Below are 12,674 nucleotides of genomic sequence, written 5' to 3' on the forward strand. Positions count from 1 at the left end.
CCTAAAAGGCAGCCGTCAGGCTGCCTTTTTCATTTAACATGGGTGCATCCATCCGCCCCCTTTTTCCTGGTGCTTCCCCGGTGCTGCCCCAAGACCTGCGATCGACGCCCGCCCGCCTGACGGCCACGGCCGCCGCCAAACTGTCCAGACTGTTCCTGCTGTGCGTCGGCCTGGTCTACATCCTGGCCGGCCTGTTCTATCGCGACCCCTGGAAGACCGACGACGTCACCGGCCTGGCGACCATGCTCACGGCCCTGACGGGCCAGGACCACGCCTGGCTGCTGCCCCAGGTCGGCCACCTGGCCCAGGCCCAGGACGGGCCGCTCGTCACCTGGGTCGGCGCCCTCTCCATCTGGGCGCTGCGCGCCCCGCTCGAACTCTTCTACAGCCCCCTGGACGCCGCCATCATCGCCTCGCGCGTGCCCAACCTGCTGTGGTTCGCCCTGCTCACCGGGTCGATCTGGTACGGCACCTACCTGCTGGGCCGGCGCCCGGAATCCCAGCCGCTGGCCCTGCCCTTCGGCGGCGAACCGAACCCCCGCGACTATGGCCGCATGCTGGCCGACGCCGCCCTGCTGCTGATCGTGGCCACGGTCGGCATCGTCTGGCGCATGCACGAGACCTCCGAGGTCCCCGCCCTGATCGCCTGCCAGGCCCTGGCCTTCTACGCCGTGGCCCGCATGCTGGACCACCCGGTGTCGGGCGCCATCACCCTAGGCATCGCCATGGGGCTGTCCTTCCTGGCGCGCGGCTGGCTGGGCTGCCTGCCGCTGATCCTGGCCTTGCCCGTCGCCTTCCTGCCCGGCCGCGCCCTGGCGGCCGAGCGCAAGTGGCTGGCCGCCAGCGCCCTGATCGCCGCCACGCTGATCCTGCTCTGGTGGATTCCCGCCCGGGCCTTCGGCCCGTACTGGACCGAAAGCTGGCTGCTCTGGACGCGCAATGCCTTCGACTGGCCCGGCGCCCGCGCCTGGGGCAGCATCCTGCGCGACCTGCCCTGGTTCCTCTGGCCGACCTGGCCGCTGGCCCTGCTGGCGCTGTGGCGCTGGCGCGGCTGGTTCGGCGCGCCCCACATCGGCATCCCGCTGGGCTTCGCCGTCGGGGCGCTGCTGACGCTGCTGGCCAGCGCCGACCCCTTCGAGCCCGAATACGCCACCCTGGCCGTGCCCTGCGCCGTCCTGGCGGCCTTCGCCCTGCCGACCTTGCGGCGCGGCGTGGTCAACACCCTGGACTGGTTCGCGGTGATGTGCTTTTCGCTGACGGCCGCCACCGTGTGGCTGGGCTGGGTGGCCCTGCAGACCGGCTGGCCCGCCCAGATCGCCGCCAACATCACCCGCCAGACCCGCGGCTTCGAGCCCCACGTCGCCTGGCCCGCCACGGCCTTCGCCATCCTGGGCACCCTCGCCTGGATCGCCCTGGCGCGCTGGCGCCTGCGCAGCCATCCGGCCGGCCTCTGGCGCGGCACGGCGCTGTCGGCCGGCGGCCTGATCACCACCTGGCTGCTGCTGGCCACGCTGTGGATGCCCGCGCTCGACTACGTGCGCAGCTACCGCGACGTCTCGGCCTCCCTGGCGGCCGCCCTGGCGCAATACCGCCAGCCCGGCGAATGCGTCCGCACCCAGGGCCTGGGCAGCGGCCAGCGGGCGTCCTTCCTGGTCTTCGACGGCATCGAATTCAGCTTCGACGGCAACTGCCCCCTGCTGCTGCAGCAGCTCAGCCCCCGCAGCCTGGAGTCGGGCGAGGCCTGGCTGGCCGACCATCCCGCGCTCTGGGAAGGCCGCCGCAAACCCGACCGCCATGAAATGTTCCGCCTGCTGCGCCTGAAACCCTAGCATCCCGTTGGACCCATCCGTGCATTCCATGACCGACGCCCCCCTCGCCGGCCGTCCCGCCGCCCCCTGGCGCACCATCCTGCGGCAGGCCTGGCCGATCCTGGTCAGTTCCTGGGCCGGAATCGTCTTCGCCGTCCTGGACACGGCCATGGTGGGCCACGCCAGCGCCGCCGACCTCCAGGCGATGTCGCTGGGCGCCTCGATCTACATCACGATCTTCGTCGGCCTGATGGGCGTGGTGCACGCCCTGATCCCGATCATCGCCCAGCACTTCGGCGCCAGGCGCCTGGACGAGGCCGGCCGGGCCTGGGGCCAGGGCATCTGGCTGGCCCTGATCCTGTCGGCGCTGGGCGGCGCCTGCCTGCTGTTTCCCGACGCCTGGCTCAGCCTGTCCGGCGACGTCGAGCCCGAAGTGCGCCGGCGGGTGGCGGGCTACCTGGTCGCCCTGGCCCTGGCCCTGCCCTCGGCCCTGCTGTTCCGCACGATCTACGCCACCTCGACGGCCATCTCCCAGACCCGCGAAGTCATGGCGATCAACGTCGGCAGCATCGCCTTCAAGCTGCTGTTCAATGTCTGGTTCATCTTCGGCGGCCTGGGCCTGCCCGCGATGGGCGCGGTCGGCGCGGGCATCGCCACCCTGGTGGTGGACTGGATGATGCTCGCGGCCGGGCTGTGGATGATCCGCCATCGGCAGGCCTTCCGCGCCCTGTCCCTGACGCTGGGCCGTCCGCGCTGGGCCGACCAGAAGGAACTGCTGCGCCTGGGACTGCCCATGGGCGGGTCCTACCTGATCGAAGTCTGCGCCTTCAGCTTCATGGCCCTGCTGATCGCCCGCGACGGCCTGTACGTCAGCGGCGCCCAGCAGATCCTGGCCAACCTGGTCGCCCTGGCCTACATGCTGCCCATGTCCCTGAGCCTGGCCACCGCCTCGCTCACGGCGCAGGCCGTGGGCGCGCGCGACCCGGTCCTGGCGCGGCGCACGGGGTTGAACGGCATCGGACTGGTGGCCCTGGGCGCCCTGGCCACCGGCGCGATCCTGGTCACGGGCCGGGAAGCCATCGTGCGCGCCTACACCGACGAGATCCAGGTGGCCGCGATCGCCCTGGCGCTGCTGCAGATCGCGCCCTGGTTCCACTTCTGGGACTCCATGCATTGCATCGGCGCCTACATTCTGCGCGCCTACAAGATCGCCATGGTGCCGCTGATCCTGCAGGTCTCCGCGCTGACCGGACTGGGCCTGGTGGGCGGCTGGTGGCTGGGCTACGGCCCGGCGGCGGGGTCGCTCGCCCCCGTGGCGCACCGGCTGATGCCGGGCGCGCCCATCGGCGCCGCCACCATGTGGATCATGGCGATGTTCGGGCTGCTGCTGTCCGCCCTGCTGCTGTTCGCCTGGTACGGCCACGTGCTGCGCCGGCAGGCGCGCGGCGCCTGAGCCGAGGCCGGCCCGGGGACGCCGGCCCCGGGACGCGAGGCTCCGCGGGCGATCAGGCGGCCTGCCCGGATCCGGCGGCCTGCTCGGCCGGCTCCGGGTCCGGCCCCGCTTCGCCCGAACCGCTGGCGGTGGCGGTGGTCACCAATTCCACCACCTTGCTGCGCGACAGCACGCCGATGAACTCGCCCTGCTCGCCCGTCACCGCCAGCGGCTCGGGCGTGCGCAGCAGCCGCGCCAGGACTTCGTCCAGTCCGGCCGAGGCCGGCACGGACGCCATGTCGCTCAGATGCCGGGAAATGTCGCGCGCGCCCGCCTGCGCGGCGCGTTGCGCGTCGGCGCGCATCAGCACGCCCGCCAGGCGCTTGCCGTCCAGCACGGCGGCGTAGTCGTAGTCCCGGGCGGCCAGGCGCTCCAGCGCATGCGCCGGGTGCGTGCGCATGGTCAGCGTCAGGGGGCGCTCGTTGCAGGCATGGGACGCGTTCAGGACCTTGCCCCGGTTCACGTCCTGCAGGAAGGACTCGATGTAGTCGTTGGCGGGCGACAACAGGATGTCCTCGGGCGTGCCTTCCTGGATCAGTTCGCCGTCCTTCAGGATGGCGATCCGGTTGCCCAGGCGCAGGGCCTCGTCCAGGTCGTGGGTGATGAACACGATGGTCTTGTTCAGCTTCGCCTGCAGGGCCAGCAGCTGGTCCTGCATCTCATGGCGGATGAGCGGATCTAGGGCGGAGAACGCCTCGTCCATCAGCAGGATCTCGGCGTCCGTGGCCAGCGCCCGGGCCAGGCCCACGCGCTGCTGCATGCCGCCGGAAAGCTGGTGGGGATACTGGGCCTCGAAGCCGGACAGGCCGACCTGCTCCAGCCAGTGGCGCGCGCGCTCGTTGCGCTCGTCGCGGCGCACGCCCTGCACCGCCAGCCCGTAGGCGGCGTTGTCCAGCACCGTACGGTGCGGCAGCAGCCCGAAGCGCTGGAACACCATGCTCATCTTGCTCTGGCGGAAGCGTTCCAGTTCGCGCGGCTTGAGGCTGACCACGTCCACCCCGTCGACCAGGATCTGCCCGGCGCTGGGCTCGATCAGGCGGTTGAAGTGCCGGATCAGCGTCGATTTGCCGGACCCCGACAGGCCCATGATCACGTGGATGTGGCCTTCCTCGATGGACAGGCTGATGTCGCGCAGGCCCAGGGTGTGGCCGCTGCGCTCCAGCAGGGTTTCCTTGGACAGGCCCTCGCGGGCGGCGGCCAGCCAGCGTTCCGGGTGCGGGCCGAAGATCTTGTAGATGTTGCGGACTTCGATTTTGCTCATGTCAGTGCCCCCTGACCTGCCAGCGGCGGCCGAAGCGCTGGGTGATGCGGTCGAAGATGATGGCCAGGATCACGATCCCCAGGCCGGCCAGCAGGCCGCGCCCGACCTGCAGGCGGTTGATGCCCTGCAGGACCTCGTAGCCCAGGCCGCGCACGCCGATCATGGAGGCGATCACCACCATGGCCAGCGCCATCATGGTGGTCTGGTTGATGCCCGCCATGATGTTGGGCAGCGCCAGCGGCAACTGCACGCCGAAGAGCTGGCGGCCGCGGCTGGCGCCGAAGGCGCGCGAGGCCTCCAGCACCTCCGCGTCCACTAGGCGGATGCCCAGGTCGGTCAGGCGGATGACGGGCGGCACGGCGTAGATCACCGTGGCGAACAGCGCCGCCAGCTTGCCCAGGTTGAACAGCATGACCACCGGGATCAGGTAGACGAAGCTGGGCATGGTCTGCATGACGTCCAGGACCGGCAGCATCACGGCGCGCACCCAGCGGAAGCTGGCCATGGCGATCCCCACCGGGATGCCGATGATCACCGAGAACGCCACCGCCACGATCATCAGCGACAGCGTCTGCATGGCGGCTTCCCAGAGGCCGATGGCCCCCACCAGACACAGCAGCGCGCCCATGGCCACGCTGAAGCGCCAGGCGCGGCTGCTCAGCCAGGCCAGGCCCATGATGACGGCCACGACCGCCCACCACGGCGAATGCCGCAGCAGGTTGTCGGACCAGATCAGCAGATCCAGCAGGGGCTGGGTCAGCGCCCGCAGCACGTCGGAATACTGCGTCACCAGCCCATTGACGAACTCGTCGATGGGCCGCTGCAGATCCCGGGCCGCAATCAGTTCGGGAAACATGCGGGCCTCCTTACAGGGCGGCCTTGACACGCTCCGTCACGTCGGCGGGCAGCCATCCGGTCCAGACGTCCTGGTGGTTCTTCAGGAACCACGTCGCCGTCGGCTGGGGTTCGGCCTCGTTCTTTTCCATGTAGGCCATGGTCTGGTTCATCACGTCCAGGGGCACCTTCACCTTGGACAGGAACGCGGTCAGCTTCGGCGCGTCCTGGGTGAATTTCGTCGTGACCGCCGTGAACACCGGGTTCTCGGGATAGTCGGAGGCCTGGGGGTTCTCGCAGTTCGGGTCGGTCAGGCATTTCTGCTTGGCGGCGTCGTACGGCGGCAGTTCCAGCTTGACCAGGTCCATGGAACCCACCAGCGGGGTCGGGTACCAGTAATAGAAGACGACGTTTTCCTTGCGCTGGTAGGCCGACGTCAGGGCCGCCTTCTGGGTCGCGCCGGTGCCGGGGGAAAACAGCGTGAACGTATCGCCCAGCCCCAGGGCGTTGAACAGGTTGGTGCTGACGACCTCGCAGGCCCAGCCGGCCGGGCAGCCGTAGAAGCGGCCCTTGGAGGGCTCTTCGGGGTCCTTGAAGGCGTCCTTGAATTTCGGCAGGTCGGCAGCCTTCTTCAGTCCGGGCAGGCGTTCGGCCGTGTATTTGGGGATGAACCAGGCTTCGCCGCCCATGTAGAGGTCGCCGATGCGCTTGACGCGGCCGGAGGCCTCGGCCTTGGTCCAGGGCTCCAGGGTGCTGTTCAGCCAGATCTCGCTGTTGATGTCCAGGTCGCCCCGTTCGAGCGCCGCCAGGGCCGGCAGGGTTTCCGTCGGCAGGACTTCGGAGTCGCAGCCGTAGCCGTGCTTGACGATGAAGCGCTCGACCTCGACCAGGACCAGGTTGGATTCCCAGTTCATGCCGCCGAAGCGCATGGGGCGGTCGAGTTCGCACTGCGGCGCGTCGGCCGCCCGGGACACGGACGGGGCCAGCGACAGGCCCGCCAGCGCGGCCGACAGGGCGAGGCCCAGCACGGTACGGGACAGGCGGGGGGAACGGGTCGCGACCGGCGACGGGAAAGCGGAGATAGACATGGATGCCTCCTTTGGGTTACGGAGACGCCGGATACGCCATGCGTGGCCGGCGCCATAGCTTAGGGGAGGGTGTGCGGAAGACGGCCGCGGGCCGCCAATACATACCAGCACTGCAGGCGCGCAAGCGCCCTGGACAGACAGGGCCGCGTCAGGCGGACACGGACGCTGTCAGGATTGAAAAAAAGAACTACAGAAGAAGCGTCATTTTACACGCCGGATGACAGAAAATAAAGCCGGTTGACGAAAACCGCCTCTGGCCAGGGCGGAAAGCCCCGGGATCTCCGGGCTGAAAACCCGCGCCGGATGCCTGCGTGCGGCAGGCGTCCGGTGCGGGGCGGCGGGCGGGCTCAGCGGTCCCGGTAGATGTAGTCGCGCCGCCAGGGATAGGCCTGCCCCGCCGGGTAGTCCAGCTCGTCGGAGCGCCCCGTCGGCTGGGGCTGGGCGATGATCTGGTGCAAGGCGATCCAGCCATGCTCGAAGCCCATCGCGCAGCCCGCCAGGTACATGCGGTAGGCCCGCAGAGAACGTTCTCCCTGGGGCGTGTTCAGGATGGCGCGCGCCTCGTCCAGGCGGGATTCCAGGGCGTCGCTCCAGGCCCAGAGCGTGCGCGCGTAGTGCGGACGCAGGTTTTCGACGTCTAGGTCTTCCAGGCCGGCCTCGGCCAGGGTCTGCTGCACGTAATGGATGTGGGACAGCTCGCCGCCGGGGAAGATGAATTTTTCGATGAAATCCCCCATGCCGGCGCCCAGTTCGCTGTTGTCCAGCCCGCCCGCCGTGATGCCGTGGTTCAGGATCAGCCCGCCGGGGCGCACCAGCCGGCGCAGCTTGGAGAAATAGCCGGTCAGTTGGGCCCGCCCCACGTGCTCGAACATCCCGACCGAGGCGATCTTGTCGTAGGGCCGTGATTCGTCGAGCTTGCGGTAGTCCAGCAGTTCCATGCGCACGCGCCCGGACAGGCCCTTTTCCTGGATCAGGCGGTTGACGTAGGCATGCTGGTTGTTCGACAGGGTGATGCCGGTGACGTCGACGTCGTAGTTTTCCGCCGCCCACAGCATCAGGCCGCCCCAGCCGCCGCCGACATCCAGGAAACGCTCGCCCGGCTTCAGGGCCAGCTTGCGGCAGATGTGGTCGAGCTTGGCCTCCTGGGCCTGGGCGATGGTGAAGCCGGGTTCGCGGTAGTAGGCGCAGGAATACACCCGGCGCGGATCCAGCCACAGGGCGTAGAAATCGTCCGACAGGTCGTAGTGGAATTCGATCTGCCGCGCGTCGCGCTCGATCGAATGGCGCCAGACCGACACCAGCCGCTTCACCAGGCTGGTGAGCCAGCCCGAGCGGGCCAGGTCGACGGGCGAGCCGGGCAGGATGCCCGCCGCCAGGCGCATCAGGTCCTGCATGGAACCATCGAATTCGAACTTGCCCTCGACGTAATCCTCGCCCAGGACGCCGACTTCGCCCGCCGCGAAATGCGCCAGGACGGCCGTGTCGCGCACGCGCAAACGGATCGCGGCGTCGGAGGCGCCGATCTTCTGTCCATCCGGCAGTTCCATGGAAACCGGCATGGGCAATGATCCAAGTTTGTTCTCGATGATGGATGCGATTGCAGTCAACGGGGCCTCCCTCAGTCATATGAAAGACCTTGTTATAGTAGCGCCAATCCCCGCCGCTTCAAGCACCCCCTTCCGGCGCTTTCCCGCTCCCATGGCCTCCCGTTCCTCCTCGCCGCTGCTGCCTCCCTGGCTGATCCTGATGGGCGCGCTGGCCGCCCTCGGCCCCCTGGCCATCGACATGTACCTTCCCGCCTTCGGCGCCATGGCGATCGATCTGGGCGTCCATCCGGGACAGGTCGAGCGCACCCTGGCCAGCTACCTGCTGGGCCTGGCCCTGGCCCAGCTGGCCTACGGCCCCCTGGCCGACCGCTACGGCCGCAAGCCGCCGCTGCTGCTCGGCCTGACGCTGTTCTCGATCGCCTCCGTCGCCTGCGCGCTGAGCCGGGACATCGACCACCTGATCCTGTGGCGCGTGATCCAGGCTTTCGGCGGCGCCGCCGGCATGGTCATCCCCCGCGCCGTGATCCGCGACCACCTGGACACCCGCGAGGCCGCCCAGGCCCTGTCCCTGCTGATGCTGGTGATGGGCGTGATGCCCATCCTGGCGCCCCTGCTGGGCGGCCAGGCCGTGACGCTGGGATCCTGGCGCACCGTGTTCTACCTGATGGGCCTGGCCGGCGTCGGCCTGTGGCTGACCGTGGCGCTGCGCATGCGCGAGTCCCTGGATCCCGAGCGGCGCTCGCCGCTGGCCGCCGGCGCCATCGCCGCCCACTTCCGCCTGCTGCTGACCCACCGGCGCTTCATGGGCTACACCCTGGCGGGCGGCTTCGGATCGGGCGGCCTGTTCGCCTACATCTCGGGCTCGCCCCAGGTCTTCATCACGATCTACGGCATCGACCCGCGCTGGTTCGGCCTGCTGTTCGGCCTGAACGCCGTCGCGCTGATCGTGGCCTCGCAGGTCAGCGCCCGCCTGCTGAACCGCCACCTACCGATCCGCCTGCTGGCCCACGCCCAGGGCACGCTGGTGCTGATGACGCTGTGCGCCCTGGCGCTGACCCTGCTGGACTGGATCACCCTGCCCCTGCTGATGCTGTGCCTGATGGGCTTCATGGCCAGCCAGGGCTTCGTCGGCCCCAACGCCGCCGCCCTGGCCCTGGCCGAACAGGGTCCCCGGCTGGGCGTGGCCTCGGCGCTGATGGGTTCGATGCAGATGCTCTGCGGCGCCCTGGCCGGCTTCGCCGTCAGCGCCTGGCACACCGGCACCCCCCTGCCCCTGACCGCCGTGCTGGCGGCCTGCGCGGCCCTATCGTGGCTTTCCGGCCGCATCGCCATGCGATCGCCCCGGGAACCCGCTTGATCTGCCTGGCAATTTAAGTATAGAATGCAAGGCTTTCCCGATATACATATACAGAGGTGAGACCATGGCACGCGTATGCCAAGTAACCGGCAAAGGCCCGATGGTGGGCAACAACGTCTCGCACGCGAACAATAAAACCAAGCGTCGTTTCCTGCCCAACCTGCAATCGCGCCGGTTCTGGGTCGAATCCGAAAACCGCTGGGTGCGCCTGCGCGTATCCACCAAGGCCCTGCGCACCATCGACAAGAACGGCATCGACGCCGTCCTGGCCGACCTGCGTGCCCGTGGCGAACTGGCCTGATCGGCCGCGCATAGGAGCACATCATGGCTAAAGGCATCCGCGAGAAAATCAAGCTCGAATCGACCGCCGGCACGGGTCATTTCTACACGACCACGAAAAACAAGCGCAACATGCCGGAAAAGATGCTGATCAAGAAATTTGATCCGGTCGCGCGCAAGCACGTCGACTACAAGGAAACCAAGCTGAAATAATCCGGGATCGCCTCTCCCGGACCGTCTCACCGGTTTCCGCAAATCCCCGCCCCGAGCGGGGATTTTTCTTTGAGGGCGCATGATCCACGACCCTCTATAATGTCGGGCTGGCCCTTTCCACTCCCATTTCCCAGACAGATCCATGCAGGAACGCTACCTCCCGAACCAGGTCGAAACCGAAGCCCAGGCCCACTGGCGCGCGGGCGACGTCTACCGCGTCACCGAACACGCCACCCTTCCGGACGGCTCGCCCAAGCCCAAGTTCTACGCCTGCTCGATGCTGCCCTACCCCAGCGGCAAGCTCCACATGGGTCACGTGCGCAACTACACCATCAACGACATGATGACCCGCCAGTTGCGCATGCGCGGGTACAACGTCCTCATGCCCATGGGCTGGGACGCCTTCGGCATGCCGGCGGAAAACGCCGCCATGAAGTCCGGCGTCCCCCCGGCCAAGTGGACCTACGACAACATCGCCTACATGAAGAAGCAGATGCAGGCGATGGGGCTGGCGATCGACTGGTCGCGCGAAATGTGCGCCTGCGACCCGGCCTACTACAAGTGGAACCAGTGGCTGTTCCTGAAGATGCTGGAAAAGGGCATCGCCTACCGCAAGACCCAGACCGTCAACTGGGACCCGGTCGACCAGACCGTGCTCGCCAACGAGCAGGTCATCGACGGCCGCGGCTGGCGCTCCGGCGCGCCCGTGGAAAAGCGCGAGATCCCCGGCTACTACCTGCGCATCACCGACTACGCGGGCGAACTGCTCGACACCCTCCAGGACGGCCTGCCCGGCTGGCCGGAACGCGTGCGCCTGATGCAGGAAAACTGGATCGGCAAGAGCGAGGGCGTGCGCTTCGCCTTCCGCCACGACATCCGCGACGAACAGGGCCGGCTGATCCAGGACGGCCTGATGCACGTCTTCACGACGCGCGCCGACACCATCATGGGCGTCACCTTCTGCGCCGTGGCGCCGGAACACCCGCTGGCCGCCCGCGCGGCGCGCGGCAACCCCGAGCTGGCCGCCTTCATCGAGGCCTGCCGCCAGGGCGGCACCACCGAGGCCGAACTGGCCACGCGCGAAAAGGAAGGCCTGCCCACCGGCCTGTCCGTCATCCACCCCCTCACGGGCGAACCCGTGCCGGTGTGGGTCGGCAACTACGTCCTCATGAGCTACGGCGACGGCGCCGTCATGGGCGTGCCCGCCCACGATGAGCGCGACTTCGCCTTCGCGCGCAAGTACGGCCTGCCCATCCGCCAGGTCATCGCCGCCGAAGGCAAGACCTACTCCACCGAGGCCTGGCAGGACTGGTACGCCGACAAGCAGATCGGCCGCACGATCCAGTCCGGCAAGTATGATGGCCTGAGCACCGCCGAGGCGATCCAGGCCGTGGCCGCCGACCTGAAGGCCCAGGGCCTGGGCGAGCTGCGCACCACCTGGCGCCTGCGCGACTGGGGCATTTCCCGCCAGCGCTACTGGGGCACCCCGATCCCCATCATCCACTGCGCCGATTGCGGTCCGGTTCCCGTCCCTGAAAAGGACCTGCCCGTGGTGCTGCCCGAGCACCTCGTCCCCGACGGCACCGGCAACCCCCTGGCCAAGGACGAGGCCTTCCTGTCCTGCCATTGCCCGTCCTGCGGCAAGCCGGCGCGGCGCGAAACCGACACCATGGACACGTTCATCGACTCGTCCTGGTATTTCATGCGCTACACCTCGCCGGGCAACGACCAGGCCATGGTCGACGCCCGCAACGACTACTGGATGCCGATGGACCAGTACATCGGCGGCATCGAGCACGCCGTGCTGCACCTGCTGTACGCGCGCTTCTGGACGCGGGTGATGCGCGACCTGGGCATGGTGAAGTTCTCCGAGCCCTTCACGCGGCTGCTGTGCCAGGGCATGGTGCTCAACCACATCTATTCACGCAAGAACGCCCGGGGCGGCATCGAATACTTCTGGCCCGACCAGGTGGAAAACATCACCGACGAGAAAGGCGGCATCGTCGGCGCGCGCCTGAAATCCGACGGCTCGCCCGTGGACTACGGCGGCATCGGCACCATGTCGAAGTCCAAGAACAACGGCGTCGATCCGCAGTCCCTGATCGACGGCCTGGGCGCCGACACCGCCCGCCTGTTCGTCATGTTCGCCAGCCCCCCGGAACAGACCCTGGAATGGTCGGACTCCGGCGTCGAGGGGGCGAACCGCTTCCTGCGCCGCCTCTGGGCCTTCTGCCACGGACACCACGACGCCATCCTCCGGAACGCCGCCGTCCCCGTCGACGGCGCCGCGCTGGACGAGGCCGCCGCCGGCCTGCGCCGCCAGATCCACGGCCTGCTGCGCCAGGCGGACTACGACTACCAGCGCATCCAGTACAACACCGTGGTCTCCACGGCCATGAAGATGCTCAACACGCTGGAATCGGCCGCCCAGGCGGGCGTTTCCGGCCCGGCGCTGGCCGAATCCGTCTCCATCCTGCTGCGCGTCCTGTATCCCGTGGTGCCGCACATCACCTGGCAGCTGTGGCGAGAGCTGGGCCTGGCCGACGCGCTGGGCGACCTGCTGGACGCGCCCTGGCCCCTGGTGGACGAATCCGCCCTGCGAGCCGACACGGTCGAGCTGGTGCTGCAGATCAACGGCAAGGTCCGCGGCCAACTGAGCGTGCCCCAGGAAGCCGACAAGCCGGCCATCGAGATCCTCGCCCGCGCGCACGAGGCCGTCGGCCGCTTCCTCGAAGGCCGCGAACCCAAGCGCGTCGTGGTCGTGCCGGGCCGGCTGGTCAACGTCGTCGGATGAT

At 68.6% G+C, this 12,674-nt stretch carries 10 protein-coding genes; 6 read left to right on the plus strand and 4 right to left on the minus strand.

From position 1 onward, the window contains the following. The first annotated feature begins 80 nt into the window (after nucleotides 1-80). Both ACFO27_RS01235 and ACFO27_RS01240 read left to right on the plus strand, forming a co-directional pair. Nucleotides 81-1,829 carry an ArnT family glycosyltransferase gene (locus tag ACFO27_RS01235; RefSeq protein ID WP_376815653.1) on the plus strand — a complete coding sequence of 583 codons (1,749 nt, stop codon included), beginning with the start codon at nucleotides 81-83 and terminating at the stop codon, nucleotides 1,827-1,829. Nucleotides 1,830-1,857: 28 nt separating this feature from the next. Continuing rightward, nucleotides 1,858-3,261, plus strand: coding sequence for an MATE family efflux transporter (locus tag ACFO27_RS01240; protein WP_376815654.1), 1,404 nt, complete (start codon nucleotides 1,858-1,860; stop codon nucleotides 3,259-3,261). A 52-nt stretch (nucleotides 3,262-3,313) separates the two neighbouring features. On the opposite strand, the gene ACFO27_RS01245 is transcribed toward ACFO27_RS01240, so the two are convergent. The 4 genes from ACFO27_RS01245 to ACFO27_RS01260 form a co-directional block, all read right to left on the minus strand. Further along, nucleotides 3,314-4,561 (minus strand): quaternary amine ABC transporter ATP-binding protein, encoded by a 1,248-nt coding sequence (locus tag ACFO27_RS01245; protein ID WP_376815655.1) that lies wholly within the window; start codon nucleotides 4,559-4,561, stop codon nucleotides 3,314-3,316. Between the two features lies 1 nt (nucleotide 4,562). Then, entirely contained in the window at nucleotides 4,563-5,417 is an 855-nt protein-coding gene (locus ACFO27_RS01250) for an ABC transporter permease (RefSeq protein WP_376815656.1), read from the minus strand. A gap of 10 nt (nucleotides 5,418-5,427) precedes the next feature. Then, the gene (locus ACFO27_RS01255) at nucleotides 5,428-6,483 is read right to left on the minus strand and encodes an ABC transporter substrate-binding protein (protein WP_376815657.1); all 1,056 of its coding nucleotides are present in this window, start codon (nucleotides 6,481-6,483) and stop codon (nucleotides 5,428-5,430) included. Nucleotides 6,484-6,830: 347 nt separating this feature from the next. Further along, entirely contained in the window at nucleotides 6,831-8,042 is a 1,212-nt protein-coding gene (locus tag ACFO27_RS01260; RefSeq protein ID WP_376815658.1) for a class I SAM-dependent methyltransferase, read from the minus strand. A 139-nt stretch (nucleotides 8,043-8,181) separates the two neighbouring features. On the opposite strand from ACFO27_RS01260, the gene ACFO27_RS01265 reads away from it, so the two are divergent. The 4 genes from ACFO27_RS01265 to leuS all read left to right on the plus strand — a co-directional run bounded on the left by ACFO27_RS01265 (nucleotide 8,182) and on the right by leuS (nucleotide 12,673). Next, the gene (locus ACFO27_RS01265) at nucleotides 8,182-9,387 is read left to right on the plus strand and encodes a Bcr/CflA family multidrug efflux MFS transporter (RefSeq protein WP_376815659.1); all 1,206 of its coding nucleotides are present in this window, start codon (nucleotides 8,182-8,184) and stop codon (nucleotides 9,385-9,387) included. Nucleotides 9,388-9,451: 64 nt separating this feature from the next. Next, a complete protein-coding gene (rpmB, locus tag ACFO27_RS01270) occupies nucleotides 9,452-9,688 on the plus strand; it encodes a 50S ribosomal protein L28 (protein WP_043681023.1) in 237 nt (78 codons plus the stop codon). Between the two features lie 23 nt (nucleotides 9,689-9,711). Continuing rightward, nucleotides 9,712-9,879 carry a 50S ribosomal protein L33 gene (rpmG, locus tag ACFO27_RS01275; RefSeq protein ID WP_003810296.1) on the plus strand — a complete coding sequence of 56 codons (168 nt, stop codon included), beginning with the start codon at nucleotides 9,712-9,714 and terminating at the stop codon, nucleotides 9,877-9,879. Between the two features lie 142 nt (nucleotides 9,880-10,021). Next, complete coding sequence (leuS, locus tag ACFO27_RS01280; protein ID WP_376815660.1) at nucleotides 10,022-12,673, plus strand: leucine--tRNA ligase; 2,652 nt, start codon at nucleotides 10,022-10,024, stop codon at nucleotides 12,671-12,673. Nucleotide 12,674: the final 1 nt, after the last annotated feature.

The organism is Castellaniella denitrificans (assembly GCF_042653765.1).
GTDB classification, from domain to species: Bacteria; Pseudomonadota; Gammaproteobacteria; order Burkholderiales; family Burkholderiaceae_B; genus Castellaniella; species Castellaniella denitrificans.